This window comes from Cupriavidus sp. MEYA8, from assembly GCF_059278825.1.
This window is the reverse complement of sequence record NZ_CM181221.1, coordinates 2,847,383-2,863,275: the sequence shown is the minus strand read 5'-3', so window position 1 is coordinate 2,863,275 and position 15,893 is coordinate 2,847,383. Positions and strand designations below refer to the sequence as shown.

Below are 15,893 nucleotides of genomic sequence, written 5' to 3'. Positions count from 1 at the left end.
TGCCCCCGCAACGGTAAGCGACCGCGTGCGCATCCGCCAGCGCCAGCCACTTCCGCAGCCAGCTGCCGGAAGGGCCGCCGGCAACGACCGGGATCCGATCCCGGCCACATGTCCACGCAGGACCGGCCGCACGCCACTGAACCTCGGGTTCGGGAAGGCGCCGGTTCCGAGTCGCCAGCCCGGATACCGGCCTGAACGCGGGCTGCCGCCCGTGCGCGGCACGCCTCATCGCCATATGGTCCGCGGGGGAACGGGCCCGGCCGTTCCTACCTAGTCCTGCATCATGCGTTCATCGCTCCACAGGTCGACCCGCCCGGCAGCAGCCCCGGCGGTGCGTCCGCTCGTGCCCGCAACCTCGTCTGCGATTGCGGCAGCCATTGCCTCGTTCACCCTGGTCCCGGCCACCTCGTTCGCGCAAGCCGCCGACAGCGGCACCGCCCAGCAACTGGCCCCGGTGGTGGTGACCTCCACCCGCACCGCGCAATCCATTACCGAGGCACTGCCGCACACGACGGTGGTGACGCAGCAAGATATCGTCAACTCGCAGGCGCCCGACCTGCGCACGCTGCTGCGCAACCAGGCCGGCGTGGAGCTCACCGCCAATGGCGGCATGGGCACCAACACCTCGCTGTTCATGCGCGGCGCCAACTCCAACCAGACGCTGATCCTGATCGATGGCGTGCGCGTGTCGTCGGCCAGCAGCGGCACCGCGCAGCTGGCCAATATCCTGCCCGACCAGATCGACCGGATCGAGGTGGTACGCGGCAACGTGTCGGCGCTGTACGGCTCGGACGCGATCGGCGGCGTGGTGCAGATCTTTACCAAGAGCGGTGCGGGCCAGGCCCCGGCGGCCAATGCGTCGGTGGAGTACGGCAGCAACAACACGCGCCAGGGCACGGTCGGCTACGGCGGGCAGGTGGGCGATACCTCGTTCAACCTGACCGGATCGGCGTTCAAGACCGATGGCTTCTCGTCGATCAATACGCAACAGGCGCCGCGCGCCAACCCCAACGACAACCCCTACGAGAACCAGAGCGTGTCGGGCCAGGTGAAGCACCGCTTCACGCCCGACTGGGATGCGGGCTTCAGCGGCTACTACTCGAAGAGCAAGCTGTCGTTCGACAGCGCCTTCGGCCGCCCGACCGACGACAACCGCACCAACAGCGAGCTGTACACGCTGTCGGCCTTCGTCAACGGCAAGGTCGGCGCCGACTGGACCACGCACTTCAAGCTGTCGCAGAGCGCGGACAACAGCGACACCTTCCTGAACGGGCGTCCCAACGGCACCTTCAACACCCGCAACCGCCAGTTCAACTGGCAGAACGAGTACGCGGTCGCCGCCAACCACACGCTGCTGTTCGGCACCGACTACCTGCAGCAGGAACTGGTCTCGAGCGCCTACGGCGCGCCCACGCGCAACGTGTTCTCGGTGTTCGGCGGCTACGACGGGCGCATCGGCAAGCACCAGCTGCAGCTCAACGCGCGCAACGACCATTATTCCGACTTCGGCAACCAGGGCAGCTTCTTCGCCGGCTACGGCTATAACGTGACCGATGCGTTCAAGCTGATCGCCAGCGTCAGCAACGCCTTCCGCGCGCCGACCTTCAACGAGCTGTACTTCCCCAACTTCGGCCAGCCCAACCTGCAGCCGGAGCGCGCCAAGTCGGTCGAGGCGGGCGTGCAATACACCACCGCCACGGCGGGCCTGCTGCGCGTGACCGCGTTCGAGACCCGTTACGACGACCTGATCGTGTCGGCGCTGCAGCCCAACGGCATGTTCCTGGCAGAGAACGTCAACAAGGCCAAGGTGCAGGGCATCGAGGCGTCGTGGCGCGCCACCGTGTACGGCACCGACGTTGGCGCCAGCGTGACCTTCCAGAACCCGGTCGACGAGCAGAACGACACCCAGCTGCTGCGCCGCGCGCGCCGCCACGCCGCGCTGGACGTGGGCCGCAACTTCGGCAACTGGCGCTTCGGCGGCGAATGGCTGGTATCGTCGTCGCGCATGGACGCCGGTTCGCGCCGCCTGGGCGGATACGGTATCGTCAACCTCAACGCCCGCTACAACATCGACAAGCAATGGTTCGTTGCCGCCCGCGTCGAAAACCTGTTCGACAAGGACTACCAGCTCGCTTACCCCTACAACACGCAGGGGCGCGCGGGCTTCATCACGCTGGGCTGGCGCCAGCGATGAGCGCTCGGGCGCGCCATGTCTGAGTTCCGGCGCGCCCTGGCGGTGTGGCTGGCGCTTGCCGTTGCGTCAGCCGCAGTCTTCGCGGCCTCGCTCGCGCTGGGCAGCGTATCGCTCGATGCGCGCGAGCTGTGGCAGGCGCTCAGCGGTGCCGACACTGGTACCGCGGGCGCCATCGTGCGCGAGCTGCGCCTGCCGCGCGCGGCCGCGGCCTTTGCCTGCGGCGGCCTGCTGGCGCTGTCCGGCGCGCTGATGCAGGTGCTGCTGCGCAACCCGCTGGCCGAGCCCTATGTGCTGGGCGTCTCCGGCGGCGCGTCGGTCGGCGCCTTGCTGGCGATGCTGGTGCTGTCGCCGTGGTGGGGCGTGCAGACGGCCGCCGCCGTCGGCGCGCTGGGCTCGATGCTGCTGGTGGCAACGCTGGCACGGCGCGACCTGCTGCACCCGCAGGTGCAGGGCGGCCATCGCGAGGCCGGCGCGCGCCTGCTGCTGACTGGCGTGATCATGGCCGCGGGGTGGGGCGCGGTGATCACGCTGATCCTTGCCGTCGCGCCGGAATCGCGGCTGCGCGGCATGCTGTTCTGGCTGACCGGCGACCTGGGCGGCACCGCCAGCTACGGCGGCGCGCTGGCGACGATGATCGTCGCGCTGCTGCTGGCCATGCCGATGGCGCGCGCGCTCAACGTGATGCTGCTGGGCGAGACCGTGGCGCAGTCGCTGGGCGTGCGCGTGGGCCGGGTGCGGCTGCTGACCTTCCTGCTGGCTTCCGTGTGCATTGCCGTGGCCATTACCACGGCCGGATCGATCGGCTTTATCGGCCTGGTCGTGCCGCACCTGGTGCGGCTGGCATGGGGCAACGACCAGCGCCTGCTGCTGCCGGCGGCGGTGTTGCTGGGCGGTGCGCTGCTGATGGCGGCCGACCTGGTCGCCCGCACCGTGATCGCACCGGCGCAGCTGCCGGTGGGCGTGATCACGGCACTGCTGGGTGTGCCGACCTTTCTCTACCTGCTGCTGCGGAGGCCGCGATGAACGCGAGCGCCGACTGGTCGCTGCCGCTAGCCGCCTGCCCGGTGCTGGCGCTGCGCGACGTGCGGCTGCGCACCGGCCAGCGCGTGCTGGTCGATGACCTGACGCTGGACATCGGCCCCGGCCAGCTGTGGTGCATCGCCGGGCCCAACGGCGCCGGCAAGTCCACGCTGATGACCGCGTTGGCGGGCCTGCGCCACGTGGACGGCGGCACTGTCGAGATCGACGGCAAGCCTGCCGTGCAGGTGGCGCCGTCGGCGCTGGCACGCCAGCGTGCCTACCTGCCGCAGGCGGTGCACGATACGTTCTCCATGTCGGTGCTCGATGCGGTGCGCGTAGGCCGCCACCCGCACCTGTCCGGCTGGGGCTGGACCGGGCGCGAGGACGACCGTGTGGTGCACGACACCATCCGCGCCATGGATATCGAGGCACTGGCGGCCCGCGACGTGCTGACGCTGTCCGGCGGCGAGCGGCAGCGCGCCTCGCTCGCCGCGGCGCTGGCGCAGCAGGCGCCGCTGCTGCTGCTCGACGAGCCGGTCTCGCACCTCGACCTGCGCCACCAGATCCTGGTGCTGGAGCAGCTTGCCGCGCTGGCCCGCGCCGGTCGCCACGCCATCGTGGTGATCCTGCACGACCTGACGCTGGCGCTGCGCTACGCCACCCACGCGTTGCTGATGGCCGAAGACGGCACCGCGCTGCATGGCCCGGCGGCACAGGTACTGACTCCCGAACATTGCTCACGCGCGCTGCGCACCCGCATCGTCAGCGTCAGCGACGGCGTGCATACTGCACTGATTCCCGATGGCGCCACGGCGCCGCGATTCTTTACGCAAGGCCCGAGTAAATGACCGATTCTCACAATCCCGCCACCGACGACCCGGAGCGCGACGCACGCCACAAGGCGCGCATGGTGCGCAAGAAAGAAGTGATCGACGCCAAGATCGCCGCCGCGCAGGACGAGCGCGGCGTGATCGTGATCACGACCGGCAACGGCAAGGGCAAATCCAGCTCCGGCTTCGGCATGGTGGTGCGCGCGCTCGGACACGGCATGCGCACCGGCGTGGTCCAGTTCATCAAGGGCGCGCAGCCGACCGGCGAAGAGATGTTCCTGCGCCGCTTCCCCGAGGAATGTGCTTTTCACGTGATGGGCGAGGGCTATACCTGGGACACCCAGGACCGCGCGCGCGACGTGGCCAAGGCCGAAGCCGCGTGGGAAGTGGCCCGCGGCATGCTGCGCGACCCGGCCGTCGGGCTGGTGCTGCTCGATGAACTCAACATCGCGCTCAAGCTGCACTATCTTGATGTGGATCGGGTCATTGCCGACCTGCGCGCACGCCCGCCGATGCAGCACGTGGTCATCACCGGCCGCGGCGCGCCGCCGGCGCTGGTGGAGGCGGCCGATACCGTCACCGACATGACGCCGGTCAAGCACGCCTTCCAGCAGGGCATCAAGGCGCAGCGCGGCGTGGAAATGTAGCCCCGAGTGTTTCCCACGATCCAGACCTCAAGAACCACAGCATCATGCAGTTTCCCGAAATCGCTCCCCTCGACAACACACTGCGTCCCGTGCTGCAGGCCGCCATCGACGACAAGACCAAGCCGCTCGGCGCGCTCGGCCGGCTCGAGTCGCTGGCGCTGCAGCTGGGGCTGATCCTCGGCACGCAGCGCCCCGTGCTGCAGCGGCCGACGGTGATCGTCTTTGCCGCGGATCACGGCGTGGCCGACGCGGGCGTCAGCGCCTATCCGGCCGAGGTCACCGCGCAGATGGTCAGGAATTTCCTGGCCGGCGGCGCGGCGATCAATGTGTTCTCGCGCCAGCACGGTATTGCGCTGGAAATCGTCGACGCCGGCGTGCGCGTGCCGCTGCCGGCGGCACCCGGGCTGGTCAACTGCCGCATCGCCGACGGCACCCGCAACTTCGCGCAGGAACCGGCGATGACGCCGGAACAGGCCGCGGCGGCGATGACCGCCGGCATGGCGCGCGTGCTGCGACATGCCCAGCAGGGCTGCAATGTGATCGGCTTCGGCGAGATGGGCATTGCCAATACCTCGGCCGCCGCGTGCCTGATGCAGCGGCTGACCGGGCTGCCGCTGGCGGACTGCATCGGCCGCGGCACCGGGCTGGACGATGCCGGGCTGGCGCGCAAGCGCGAGGTGCTGGAAGGCGCCCTCGCGCTGCACCCTGATGCGCAGGCGCCGCTCGATGTGCTGGCGACGTTCGGCGGCTTCGAGATCGCGATGATGGCTGGCGCCTTTCTCGCCGCCGCGGCCAGCCGCATGGTGATCCTGGTCGATGGCTTTATCGCCACGGCCGCGCTGCTGGTGGCGCAGCGCATCGACCCCAACGTGCTGCAGTACTGCGTGTTCACGCATTGCTCGCACGAGCGCGGCCACCGCGCGCTGCTGGACCACTTTGGCGCCGAACCGCTGCTGGCGCTGGACCTGCGCCTGGGCGAGGGCACCGGCGCGGCGCTGGCGTGGCCGCTGCTCGCGTCCGCGGTCGCGTTCCTCAACGAGATGGCGACCTTCAGCGGCGCCGGCGTCAGCACGGCCTCGGCATGAGTGTGCCGTCCGACCCCGCGCCCGCGCCGGCCGGCTTCGGCGGCGAGCTGCGCTATTTCTTTACCGCGCTGGGCTATTTCACGCGTGTGCCGCTGCCTGGCTGGCTGGCGCGATGGGTCGGATTCGAGCCGCATTACCTGCATGCCGCGGCGCGTTATTTCCCGCTGGTGGGCCTGCTGGTCGGCGGCGCCGGTGCGCTGGTTACATGGGGCGCGCTGCAGTGGTGGCCGGTCGGCGTGGCGGTGCTGCTGGGAATGGCGGCCACGCTGCTGCTGACCGGCGCCTTCCATGAGGACGGCCTGGCGGACTGCGTCGATGCCTTCGGCGGCGCATGGCAGCGCGAAGACGTACTGCGCATCATGCATGACTCGCGCATCGGTGCGTTCGGCGCCATCGCGCTGGTGGTGGCGCTGCTGCTCAAGTGGCAACTGCTGGTGGCGATCGGCACGCAGCACGGTGCGGCGGTATTGCTGGCGGTGCTGGTGGCAGCGCACGCCGCCAGCCGCGCGATGGCGGTCAGCTATCTCGCCACGCTGCAGTACGTGCGCCCGGAAGGCAAGGCCAAGCCTGTGGCGCAGCGGCTCGCCGGCGCGGGGCTGGGGTTCGCGCTGTTGTGCGGGGTGGTACCGCTGTGGCTGGTATCGCCATCGTTCTTTGCGGGCGCCGTGGCTGCGCTGCTAGTGTTGCGCGTGCTGCTCGGCCGCTACTTCGTGCGCCGCATCGGCGGCTATACCGGCGATTGCCTCGGCATGGCCCAGCAGTGCGCGGAGACCCTGATCTACCTGGTGGCATCGGCATGGACCTGGTCCTGATCCGCCATGCGCAGCCCGCGGTGGCTGCGGGCACCTGCTACGGCTGCCTCGACCTGCCGCTGGTGTCGCCACTGATGCCGGTTGCCGCGCAGATCGTGGCGGGCCTGCCGGCGCCCGCGCGCATCGTCAGCAGCCCGCTGGCGCGTGCGCTCGGGACCGCGCAGGCGCTGGTGCAGACCTTGCCGGCCGGCGTGCCGGCTATTCCGGCTATTGCCACCGAACCGCTGTTGCGCGAGCTGGACTTCGGCAGCTGGGAAGGCGTACCGTGGGACGAGATCGACCGCGCCGCGCTCGACCAGTGGGCCGCGGACCTGCTGCATGCGCGCCCGCATGGCGGCGAGTCGCCGGCGCAGGCGATGGCGCGCGTGGCCGGCTGGGCCGACGCGCTCGATGTGCGGGACGATTGCTGCGTATGGGTGGTCGGCCATGCCGGGCCGATGCGCATGCTGGCCGCGCACTGGCTCGGCGTGCCGCTGGCGGTGACGGTCAACTGGGCGCTGGGCTTCGGCGCGAGCTGCCGCTTCCGGCTGGGTGCGGATGGGGCGCGGCTCGAATGGTGGAACCGGACTTAAAACCGCGGTGGCTGATCAGCGCGCCGGGCGCCGGCTGCGCGCCACGTCGAGGTCCTTGCAGATCTGCTCGATGCCTTGCACCACGCGCGGACCGGCGCGGTTGACCAGGTCGCCGTCGATCACGAACAGGTTGTTGCGCGCCACCGCGGTGATTTGCTTCCAGCGCTGCCACATCGCGTAGTCGGGCAGCGGCTGGTCCGAGCGCGTGGCGCCCATGCCCGCGGTCAGCATTGCTTCCGGATTGCCCGCCACCACCGCCTCGACCGATACCGTCGGCACCAGTGGCGTCTCGGCCCCGAACAGGTTGCGACCGCCGCACAGCGCCAGCATGTCGCTGACCAGGTGCTGGCCGTTGAGCGTCATCAGCGGCTGCTGCCAGACCTGGTAGAACACGGTCACCGGCGGCCGTGCCGCGTAGGTCTTGCGCAGCGTCTCCACCTGCTGGCGGAAGCTGTCGGCGGCGCGCCGCGCGGTGGCTTCCGTGCCCAGCAGGGTGCCCAGCTTCTCCACGTTTTCCGGGATCGATGCCAGCTTGCGCGGCTCGCTGTAGAACAGCGGCAGGCCCAGGGCGCGCAGGCGGTCGGTCTGCTTCTGAGCATTGCCATGGCGCCAGACCACGATCAGGTCCGGCTTGAGCGCGGCGATGCGCTCCAGGTCCAGCGCCTTGTTGTCGCCCACGCGCGGGATGTCGCGCGCCTGTGGCGGGTAGTCGCTGTAGTGGACCGTGCCGACGATGCGGTCGCCGCCGCCGGCGGCAAAGATCATCTCGGTCACGTGCGGCGCCAGCGAGATCACGCGGCGTGCCGGCTGCGCCAGCGTGATGGTCTGGCCGGCATCGTCGACCACCGATACGGCGGCCTGCGCCGCGGGTGCGGCAAGCAGGGCGGTGGCGGCCAGCATCGGGGCAATGGCGAATTTCAATGCGTACATGGCGAGGTTTCAGGCGGTCACCGCGGCCAGCGCGGCATCGAGCCGCTGCCAGCAGGCCGGCCGGTCGGGCGGCAGGCCCAGGCGCAGGCTCGGCAGGCAGCCGCCTGCGGCGTCGAAATATCGGGTCCAGACGCCATGGCGCGCCAGCGCTTCGTGCAGCGCCAGCGCCTCGGCATGCGGTACCCAGCAAAACAACGGGTGCACGACAGCGGTCAGTCCGTGGCGCGCCAGCAGCGTGCCGAGCCGCGCGCCGGACAGGCCCAGTTGCGCACGGTTGGCTTCCTGCCACTGGCGGTCCGCCAGCGCATGCCGGGCGACGGCGCGCGCCGGCCCCGAGACGGTCCAGTGGCCCAGCCGCTCATGAAGCGCATCGAGCAACGGCCGGCGCGCCAGCACGAAGCCGCAGCGGATACCGGCGAGACCGTAGAACTTGCCGACCGAGCGCAGCACTACCAATCCTTCAGTGCCGCTGTGGGCGGCGACCGATGCCGCGGGCAGGCAATCGATGAAGGCTTCATCGACCAGCAGCGTGCCGCCGCGACGTGCCAGCGCGGCATGCCAATGGAGCAGCATTGCCGCCGGCAGCAGCCGGGCGGTGGGGTTGTTGGGATTGACGACGACCAGATGGTCGAGCGTATCGGCAAGGTCCGCGCGAGTGAAGTCCGCTTCGTCCAGCAGCACCACTGTATGTCCGGCTGCGGCGAACGCGGGCGCGTACTCGCTGTAGCCGAGCGCGGCAATGCCGACGCGCCCCGGCCGCAGCAGGCCTGGCAGCGTGCGGATCGCGGCCTGCGAGCCGGCCACCGGCAACGCCTGCGGCGCGCCGAAGGCGTGTGCGGCCAGCTCGGCAAGCCCATCCCCGTCCTGCGGCAGCCGCTGCCACGCGGAAGCGGGCAGCGCCGGCACGGGGTAGCCGTCGGGATGGATGCCGGTGGACAAGTCGAGCCAGTCGGCTTCGGCACGGCCGTAGCGGCGTACCGCGGCCAGCAGGTTGCCGCCATGGCGGATCGGGGGAAGGGCAGGGCTCACGTCGGTGCGGACACGGCAAGAACGGCCAGCGCGCTGGCGCCCGCAAGCGCCAGCCACAGCCACAAGGTACGTTGCACCAGCCGCAGGCACGCCATCACGTGCTCGGCCTGCGGTGCGCTGCCGGCACCCAGCGGCGGACGTTGTTCCAGCTCGCCGTGATAGCGCGCCGGTCCGCCAAGCTGCACGCCGACCGCGCCGGCGCCCGCCGCCATCACCGGTCCGGCATTGGGGCTGGACCATGCCGGCGCCTGCGTGCGCCAGCAGCGCAGCGCCTGTGTGGTGGCGCCCAGCAGCGCGTACGACAGCGCGGTCAGCCGCGCGGGAAGCAGGTTGAGCGCATCGTCGAGGCGCGCCGCCGCCCAGCCGAAATATTGCAGCCGCGGCGTGCGGTAGCCCCACATCGCATCGAGGGTATTGGCCAGCCGGAACACGATCACCGCGGGCGCGCCGCCAAGCAGGAACCAGAACAGCGCGCCGAAGACCGCGTCGTTGCCGTTCTCCAGCGCCGATTCGCAGGCGGCGCGCGCCAGCGCTTCGGCATCGGCATCGGCGGTATCGCGCGAGACGATGCGTGCGGTGAGCGTCCGTGCGGCTGGCAGGTCGGACGCAGCGAGGGCGCCGGCAATCGGGGCGATATGCTGGTGCAGGCTGCGCGCGCCGAGCGCGGCGTACAGCGCGATGGCATGCAGCACCAGTGCCGCGAGCGAATGCCAGCGTGCCGCCGCATCGACCAGCCACCATGCGAGCGCAGCCGGCGCCAGCACCAGCACGCACCAGCCGGCAAGGCCCGCCAGGCGCTGCCGCCATGGCGCGCCGCGGCGTTGGGGATCGTTGCAGCGTCGTTCGAGGGCTGAAGCGAGGCGGCCAAAGCCGACCAGCGGATGGAAGCGGCGCGGCTCGCCCAGCCACCGGTCAAGCAGAACGCCGGCCAGCGCCGCGGCCACGCAAGCCGGCCAGGCCTGCATCAGCATGCGGGATCGGCGCCCTTGACCGGGACCGGGATGCCCGCCACCAGCAGCCGCACGCGGTCCGCGGCGGCGGCCAGCTTCTGGTTCAGGCGTCCCAGTTCATCGACGTAGAAGCGGGTGATCGCGCCCATCGGCACCACGCCGAAGCCGATCTCGTTGGAGACCAGTATCACGTGGCCGGGCAGCGTGGGCAGCGCGGTCAGCAGCGACTCGATCTCTTCGGTGAAGGCATCGGGCGGCGTGATCACGCCATGATCGGGATAGCTGCGGCCGTCGGGGAAGAGCAGGTTGTTCATCCACAGCGTCATGCAGTCCACCAGGATGCAGCCGTCGTGGCGCGCATTGGCATAGAGCGCATCGGCCAGCCGCACCGGCTCTTCCACCAGGCGCCAGTCGACGGGACGGCGGGCGCGGTGCAGCGCGATGCGGACTTCGAGTTCCTGGTCGGCCCGTGCGGGATCCTGGCGCGCGGTGGCGATATACGTGACCGGCCCGCCGGTGATGCCGGCGTGGTCGCTCGCCAGCTGTTCGGCGTAGTGGCTCTTGCCGGAGCGCGCGCCGCCCAGCACCAGCGTCAGCTGCCGCGCGCCGGATGTGCCGGCCGCAAGCGGCTTCTCCGCACTGGCGGTAGCGGGTTCAGGGGCGATGGCCGGGGTTTCCATCCGCGTATTGTAGCCGCCGCATCCGACCCTCGCATCCCGCCATCGCATGAAGGCCGATGCGATAATCCGCCGATGTATACCGATTCCCCGCTTTCCTTGCCGCCGGGTGCCCTGCGCGGCACGCTGATGGTCCAGGGCACCACCTCCGATGCCGGCAAGAGCACCGTGGTCGCGGGGCTGTGCCGCGTGCTGGCGCGCGCCGGCACGCGCGTGGCGCCGTTCAAGCCGCAGAACATGGCGCTGAACAGCGCGGTGACCGCGGACGGCGGCGAAATCGGCCGCGCGCAGGCGCTGCAGGCGCAGGCCGCGCGGCTGGCGCCCCATACCGACATGAACCCGGTGCTGCTCAAGCCCAGCAGCGACACCGGCGCGCAGGTGATCATCCATGGCCGCGCGCGGCTCGACCTCGATGCCCGCGCCTACCACGCCTACAAGCCCGAGGCGATGAAGGCGGTGCTCGCCTCGCACGCGCGGCTGGAACAGGCCTATGACGTGGTGCTGGTGGAAGGCGCCGGCAGCCCCGCCGAGATCAACCTGCGCGAGCGCGATATCGCCAACATGGGCTTCGCCGAGCGGGTCGATTGCCCGGTGGTGCTGGTCGCCGATATCGATCGCGGCGGCGTGTTCGCGCACCTGGTCGGCACGCTCGATTGCCTGTCTGACAGCGAACGCGCGCGCGTGACCGGCTTCCTCATCAACCGCTTCCGCGGCGATATCAGCCTGCTCGAGCCGGGTCTCGACTGGCTCACCGCACGCACCGGCAAGCCAGTGTTCGGCGTGCTGCCGTACCTGCACGGCCTGCACCTGGATGCGGAGGACGCCATCATCGGCACCCAGGCCACCAGGTCCGGGGCGCAGCGGCTGCGCGTGATCGTGCCGGTGCTGCCGCGCATCGCCAACCATACCGACTTCGACGCGCTGCGCGCCCATCCGCAGGTAGACCTGCAGTTCATCGGGCCCGGCATGCCGGTCCCGCCTGCCGACCTGGTGGTGCTACCCGGCAGCAAGAGCGTGCGTGCCGACCTGGCGTTCCTGCGCGCCAACGGCTGGGAGGCGGCGCTGCAGCGGCACCTGCGCTACGGCGGCAAGCTGGTCGGCATCTGCGGCGGCATGCAGATGCTGGGCCGGCAAGTGCATGACCCCGACGGCCGCGAAGGCCCTGCCGGCAGCAGCGCGGGCCTGGGCTGGCTCGACTACGAGACCACGCTCGCCGCCGAGAAGCAGCTGCGCCAGGTCAGCGGGCGGCTGGCGGATGCGGACGCGCCAGTGCGGGGCTACGAGATCCATCTGGGCGTTACCACCGGCGCCGGGCTGGAGCGGCCCGCGCTGTGGCTCGACCGCGGCGACGGCACCATGCGCCCCGACGGCGCCTGCTCGGCCGATGGCCAGGTCATGGCGACTTATGTCCACGGCCTGTTCGACGATCCGGCCGGCTGCCAGGCGCTGCTGCACTGGGCAGGACTGGATGGCGCGCAGGCAGTGGACCTCGATGCGCTGCGCGAAGGGTCGATCGAGCGGCTTGCCGACACCCTGGCGGCGCACCTCGACCTGGGGGCAATGTTCGCGCCGCTGCAACGCTGAGCAGTCGTTGCGGATCCGCCATTGCGCGGATCGTGCCGTCTCCGCGCAACTTCTCCCTGTTAGAATCGCGAATCTTTCGCATTTGCATTCCGTCGCGATATGGCTTTCGGGTCATATCGAGCACGCTGCAGCGTCTCAAATACACAACACAAGCCATGGTCACCGGCCGCCTGCGCGTCGTCCTCGTCAAGCTGCATCTCTATATCGGGCTGAGCCTCGGCCTGCTTTTTGTCGTGTTGGGCCTGACCGGCATGGCCATCGCGTGGCGCGATGAGCTCGATGCCTGGCTCAACCCGGACCTGCTGGTTGCGTCGGCGCCCGCCAGTGGAATCGTTACGCCGGCTACCGTCCAGGCCGTGACCGAGCGCCTGGCCGCGCCGCCGTATGGCCGGCCCAACCTGCTGATGCTGCCGACCCACGACGAAGGCGTCTTCATCGCCTGGTATCCGGTCAAGGGGCCGGAGGGCGTGGTACCGGGCCGCTCGCGGCAGGTGATGGTCGATCCGGTGACGCTGGCGGTGAAGGGCGAGCGCGTGTGGGGCGAGCCCGGCGTCTCGCGCCGGCTGCTGCTGCCCACGCTGTTCCACCTGCACCGTTACCTGCTCAGCGGCGAGACCGGCAAGACCATCACCGGCGTGGCGGGCATGCTGTTGCTGCTGACCACGCTGGTGGGCGTGGCGGTGTGGTGGCCCAAGACGAAACTGCGCGCATGGGCGCAGGCGTTCCGGATCAGCCATGGCGGCTCGTGGCCGCGCTTCAACTATTCGCTGCACCGGGCCGGCGGCATCCTGGCGGCGCCGGTGCTGGCCATCCTTGCCTTTTCGGGCTGGTACCTGAACCTGCCGAAATGGGTGACGCCGATCGTGGCGGGGGTGATGACGGTGACACCGCCGGCCAAGCATGTCTCGGCCCCGCATGCGCCCGATGCCCGCCCGCTCGACGCAGGCCAGATCATGGCGGCGGCGCAGTCCCAGTATCCCGACGCGCGCATCACCCGCATCAGCTTCCCGCGCAAGCCGGGCGACGCCTTCGAAGTGCGGCTGCGCCAGCCGGACGAGGTGCGCAAGGACAGCGGCGCGACCCGGCTCTGGCTCGACGCCTGGACCGGGACGCGGCTGGGCGCGAAGGACCCGCACGACGCGCCCGCCGGCGACACGCTGCTGAACTGGCTGTTCCCGCTGCATACCGGCGAGGCGTTCGGCCTGCCGGGGCGGATCTTCATCACGCTGTTCGGGCTGGCGCCACTGGCCTTTGCCCTGACCGGCGTGCTGATCTGGTGGAAGCGGCGGCGCGGGCACCGCCGCCATGTCGTGAAGACGGCGCAGCGCTCAGCCATGCGCCGGGCATGAAAAAAGCAGGCCGGCGGCCTAGGCCGGCGGCCTGCTTTTTTTGCGAAACCCGCTAACCCGCGCCCGCGCTCAGATTTCCAGGTTGTCGATCAGGCGGGTCGCGCCCAGCTTGGCTGCGGTCAGTACCACGAGCGGCTCGCCGGCAACAAATTCCTCGTGCGTCGGCGCCTGCAGGTTGCTGCGCTTGCGGATCGACACGTAGTCCGGCTTCCAGCCGCGCTTGGCCAGCGCTGCCACGGCATTGGCCTCCACCGCCAGCAGGTCGGCGCCGGCGCGGTCGCTGCCCAGCACCGTGTCGCGCACCTCATGCAGCGTGCGGTACAGCACCGGCGCCTCGGCGCGCTCGTCCGGGCTCAGGTAGCGGTTGCGCGACGACAGCGCCAGGCCGTCTTCGTCGCGAATGGTCTCGGCCGGGATGATGTCGATCGGCAGCGCGAATTGCTGCACCATGCGGCGCACGATCATCAGCTGCTGGTAATCCTTCTTGCCGAACACCGCCACGCGCGGCTGCGCGCACGAGAACAGCTTCATCACCACCGTGCATACGCCCTTGAAGAAGCCGGGGCGGAACTCGCCTTCCAGGATGTCGCCCAGGTCGTGCGGCGGCTCGACGCGGTATTCCTGCGGCACCGGGTACATATCGCGCTCGGAGGGCGCAAACAGCACATAGACGCCTTCCTTCTGCAGCTTCTCGATATCGTCCTGCAGCGTGCGCGGATACTTGTCGAAATCCTCGTTGGGGCCGAACTGCAGGCGGTTCACGAAAATCGACGCCACCACCGGGTCGCCGTGCTGCCGCGCCAGGCGCATCAGCGACAGGTGGCCTTCGTGCAGGTTGCCCATGGTGGGGACGAAGGCAGCGCGGTTCTGGCCGCGCAGCTGGTCCCGCAGCTCTTGGATGGAGGAAATGACTTTCATCTGGCTAGGTGTGCTGTCGTGAGGGTGTGACCCGTGGCGCCGGTCTCCGGGGGGCGGCGCCGTGACATGCCGGGCCTTCGGGGCGTTTTGCCTTCCTGGCGCTTTTTGGGCCTATTGTGCCGGCTGTCGGCGGATTGTAGATCAAGTGGGACGGGGGCGGACCCTGCCGCAAGGGTGGGTCAGGAAGGGCTGTACGCCAATCGCACATAAATTGGCGCGAACGGCTCGGCCTGGGTGATCTCGACCAGCGACTCGCGCGACAGCTCCAGCATGGCGATAAAGTTGACCACCACCACCGGCACGCCCTTGCCCGAGCGGATCGCGTCCTCGAACAGTTCCGAGAACTCCATGAAGCGCGCATGCTGCAGCCGGCGCAGGATCTGGCTCATGTGCTCGCGCACCGATAGCTCCTCGCGCGAGATCTTGTGGTGCTGGTTCAGCTTGGCGCGCTTGAGCACGTCGGCCCAGGCGGCCTGCAGGTCGATGGTCTCGACTTCGGGGAAGCGCGGCGCCAGGCTCTGCTCGATATAGACCTGCGAGCGCAGGAAGTCGCGGCCAAGCTGCGGCACCGTGTCCAGGCGCTGCGCGGCCAGCTTCATCTGCTCGTACTCCAGCAGGCGGCGCACCAGTTCGGCGCGCGGGTCCTCGGCGTCTTCGTCGCTGTCGGCCTTCTTGACCGGCAGCAGCATGCGCGACTTGATCTCGATCAGCATGGCCGCCATCAGCAGGTATTCCGCCGCCAGCTCCAGGTTGGTCTTGCGGATCTGCTCGATATACGACAGGTACTGTCGCGTGACCTGCGACATCGGGATGTCGAGGACGTTGAAGTTCTGCTTGCGGATCAGGTACAGCAGCAGGTCCAGCGGGCCTTCGAACGCTTCCAGGAAGATTTCGAGCGCATCGGGCGGGATGTATAGGTCCTGCGGCAGCTTGAACAGCGGCTCGCCGTACAGGCGCGCGAACGCCATCCCGTCGACCATGTCGGCGGGACCCGCGGGCCCGGCAAGGTTGTCGGCAGCGCCGGCGACCGCGGCGGGCAGCGGCAGCTTGTCCTGGTCGGCTGTGCTCATCGCCGGTGGCAGGGCGCGCTGGCGGGGATCAGTTGTCCTGGGAGTAGACGTATGGCTTCTGGGCCACGCGCGACGCCTGGGCGCGGGCGCGCTCTTCCAGGTCGATCGGCGCCTTGTCCCACAGCAGGGCGCGGCCGTCGCGCTGCTCGGCTTCGAGCGTCGGGCGCTCTTGCTTGAGCTGCTTCAGGAACTGGGTGATCTCGGATTCGTACATGGCCATGGTGAA

Annotated in this window: 16 protein-coding genes; 9 read left to right on the top strand and 7 right to left on the bottom strand. The window is 69.8% G+C overall.

Annotated features, from left to right (window positions below; translation table 11 throughout):
* Positions 1-283 precede the first annotated feature (283 nt).
* The 7 genes from AC5WJ1_RS13325 to AC5WJ1_RS13295 are packed head-to-tail and all read left to right on the top strand — an operon-like array spanning position 284 to position 7,160.
* A complete protein-coding gene (locus tag AC5WJ1_RS13325) occupies positions 284-2,194 on the top strand; it encodes a TonB-dependent receptor domain-containing protein (RefSeq protein WP_135705828.1) in 1,911 nt (636 codons plus the stop codon).
* A 15-nt stretch (positions 2,195-2,209) separates the two neighbouring features.
* Complete coding sequence (locus AC5WJ1_RS13320) at positions 2,210-3,217, top strand: FecCD family ABC transporter permease (protein WP_135705826.1); 1,008 nt, start codon at positions 2,210-2,212, stop codon at positions 3,215-3,217.
* A complete protein-coding gene (locus AC5WJ1_RS13315) occupies positions 3,214-4,062 on the top strand; it encodes an ABC transporter ATP-binding protein (protein ID WP_135705824.1) in 849 nt (282 codons plus the stop codon). Before AC5WJ1_RS13320 ends, AC5WJ1_RS13315 begins: the two co-directional genes overlap by 4 nt.
* Positions 4,059-4,691 carry a cob(I)yrinic acid a,c-diamide adenosyltransferase gene (gene cobO / locus AC5WJ1_RS13310; RefSeq protein ID WP_135705823.1) on the top strand — a complete coding sequence of 211 codons (633 nt, stop codon included), beginning with the start codon at positions 4,059-4,061 and terminating at the stop codon, positions 4,689-4,691. Before AC5WJ1_RS13315 ends, cobO begins: the two co-directional genes overlap by 4 nt.
* A 44-nt stretch (positions 4,692-4,735) precedes the next feature.
* Positions 4,736-5,776: a nicotinate-nucleotide--dimethylbenzimidazole phosphoribosyltransferase gene (cobT, locus tag AC5WJ1_RS13305; protein WP_135705820.1), complete on the top strand. Its 1,041-nt coding sequence runs from the start codon at positions 4,736-4,738 to the stop codon at positions 5,774-5,776.
* Complete coding sequence (locus AC5WJ1_RS13300; protein ID WP_133092158.1) at positions 5,773-6,588, top strand: adenosylcobinamide-GDP ribazoletransferase; 816 nt, start codon at positions 5,773-5,775, stop codon at positions 6,586-6,588. The genes cobT and AC5WJ1_RS13300 overlap by 4 nt, the downstream gene beginning before the upstream one ends.
* Positions 6,573-7,160: a histidine phosphatase family protein gene (locus AC5WJ1_RS13295; protein WP_195427238.1), complete on the top strand. Its 588-nt coding sequence runs from the start codon at positions 6,573-6,575 to the stop codon at positions 7,158-7,160. Before AC5WJ1_RS13300 ends, AC5WJ1_RS13295 begins: the two co-directional genes overlap by 16 nt.
* Positions 7,161-7,175: 15 nt before the next feature.
* Here AC5WJ1_RS13295 and AC5WJ1_RS13290 read toward each other — a convergent pair whose 3' ends face one another.
* From AC5WJ1_RS13290 to cobU, 4 genes are read right to left on the bottom strand one after another with little or no spacing between them, the layout of a single operon-like run.
* The gene (locus AC5WJ1_RS13290) at positions 7,176-8,090 is read right to left on the bottom strand and encodes a cobalamin-binding protein (protein ID WP_133092156.1); all 915 of its coding nucleotides are present in this window, start codon (positions 8,088-8,090) and stop codon (positions 7,176-7,178) included.
* 9 nt (positions 8,091-8,099) lie between these two features.
* The gene (cobD, locus tag AC5WJ1_RS13285) at positions 8,100-9,119 is read right to left on the bottom strand and encodes a threonine-phosphate decarboxylase CobD (protein WP_195427239.1); all 1,020 of its coding nucleotides are present in this window, start codon (positions 9,117-9,119) and stop codon (positions 8,100-8,102) included.
* Positions 9,116-10,090 (bottom strand): adenosylcobinamide-phosphate synthase CbiB, encoded by a 975-nt coding sequence (cbiB, locus tag AC5WJ1_RS13280; RefSeq protein WP_195427240.1) that lies wholly within the window; start codon positions 10,088-10,090, stop codon positions 9,116-9,118. The genes cobD and cbiB overlap by 4 nt, the downstream gene beginning before the upstream one ends.
* On the bottom strand, positions 10,084-10,749 hold the full coding sequence (gene cobU, locus AC5WJ1_RS13275; protein ID WP_195427241.1) for a bifunctional adenosylcobinamide kinase/adenosylcobinamide-phosphate guanylyltransferase: 666 nt from the start codon (positions 10,747-10,749) through the stop codon (positions 10,084-10,086). Before cobU ends, cbiB begins: the two co-directional genes overlap by 7 nt.
* A gap of 72 nt (positions 10,750-10,821) precedes the next feature.
* On the opposite strand from cobU, the gene AC5WJ1_RS13270 reads away from it, so the two are divergent.
* Positions 10,822-12,330, top strand: coding sequence for a cobyric acid synthase (locus AC5WJ1_RS13270; protein ID WP_195427242.1), 1,509 nt, complete (start codon positions 10,822-10,824; stop codon positions 12,328-12,330).
* A 155-nt stretch (positions 12,331-12,485) separates the two neighbouring features.
* Complete coding sequence (locus tag AC5WJ1_RS13265) at positions 12,486-13,679, top strand: PepSY-associated TM helix domain-containing protein (protein WP_195427243.1); 1,194 nt, start codon at positions 12,486-12,488, stop codon at positions 13,677-13,679.
* Between the two features lie 69 nt (positions 13,680-13,748).
* Here the strand turns inward: AC5WJ1_RS13265 and panC are convergent, their stop codons facing one another.
* From panC to AC5WJ1_RS13250, 3 genes are all read right to left on the bottom strand, one after another.
* The gene (panC, locus tag AC5WJ1_RS13260) at positions 13,749-14,597 is read right to left on the bottom strand and encodes a pantoate--beta-alanine ligase (protein WP_135705806.1); all 849 of its coding nucleotides are present in this window, start codon (positions 14,595-14,597) and stop codon (positions 13,749-13,751) included.
* Between the two features lie 179 nt (positions 14,598-14,776).
* On the bottom strand, positions 14,777-15,667 hold the full coding sequence (locus AC5WJ1_RS13255; protein WP_133092504.1) for a segregation and condensation protein A: 891 nt from the start codon (positions 15,665-15,667) through the stop codon (positions 14,777-14,779).
* A 28-nt stretch (positions 15,668-15,695) separates the two neighbouring features.
* Positions 15,696-15,887 carry a DUF3460 family protein gene (locus AC5WJ1_RS13250; RefSeq protein ID WP_029046065.1) on the bottom strand — a complete coding sequence of 64 codons (192 nt, stop codon included), beginning with the start codon at positions 15,885-15,887 and terminating at the stop codon, positions 15,696-15,698.
* Positions 15,888-15,893: the final 6 nt, after the last annotated feature.

Bases quoted from the DNA above. Each gene is read 5' to 3' on its own strand.
- AC5WJ1_RS13325 (WP_135705828.1), top strand. From the start codon at position 284: ATGCGTTCATCGCTCCACAGGTCGACCCGCCCGGCAGCAGCCCCGGCG.
- AC5WJ1_RS13320 (WP_135705826.1), top strand. From the start codon at position 2,210: ATGTCTGAGTTCCGGCGCGCCCTGGCGGTGTGGCTGGCGCTTGCCGTT.
- AC5WJ1_RS13315 (WP_135705824.1), top strand. From the start codon at position 3,214: ATGAACGCGAGCGCCGACTGGTCGCTGCCGCTAGCCGCCTGCCCGGTG.
- cobO (WP_135705823.1), top strand. From the start codon at position 4,059: ATGACCGATTCTCACAATCCCGCCACCGACGACCCGGAGCGCGACGCA.
- cobT (WP_135705820.1), top strand. From the start codon at position 4,736: ATGCAGTTTCCCGAAATCGCTCCCCTCGACAACACACTGCGTCCCGTG.
- AC5WJ1_RS13300 (WP_133092158.1), top strand. From the start codon at position 5,773: ATGAGTGTGCCGTCCGACCCCGCGCCCGCGCCGGCCGGCTTCGGCGGC.
- AC5WJ1_RS13295 (WP_195427238.1), top strand. From the start codon at position 6,573: ATGGACCTGGTCCTGATCCGCCATGCGCAGCCCGCGGTGGCTGCGGGC.
- AC5WJ1_RS13290 (WP_133092156.1), bottom strand. From the start codon at position 8,090: ATGTACGCATTGAAATTCGCCATTGCCCCGATGCTGGCCGCCACCGCC.
- cbiB (WP_195427240.1), bottom strand. From the start codon at position 10,090: ATGCTGATGCAGGCCTGGCCGGCTTGCGTGGCCGCGGCGCTGGCCGGC.
- cobU (WP_195427241.1), bottom strand. From the start codon at position 10,749: ATGGAAACCCCGGCCATCGCCCCTGAACCCGCTACCGCCAGTGCGGAG.
- AC5WJ1_RS13270 (WP_195427242.1), top strand. From the start codon at position 10,822: ATGTATACCGATTCCCCGCTTTCCTTGCCGCCGGGTGCCCTGCGCGGC.
- AC5WJ1_RS13265 (WP_195427243.1), top strand. From the start codon at position 12,486: ATGGTCACCGGCCGCCTGCGCGTCGTCCTCGTCAAGCTGCATCTCTAT.
- panC (WP_135705806.1), bottom strand. From the start codon at position 14,597: ATGAAAGTCATTTCCTCCATCCAAGAGCTGCGGGACCAGCTGCGCGGC.
- AC5WJ1_RS13255 (WP_133092504.1), bottom strand. From the start codon at position 15,667: ATGAGCACAGCCGACCAGGACAAGCTGCCGCTGCCCGCCGCGGTCGCC.
- AC5WJ1_RS13250 (WP_029046065.1), bottom strand. From the start codon at position 15,887: ATGGCCATGTACGAATCCGAGATCACCCAGTTCCTGAAGCAGCTCAAG.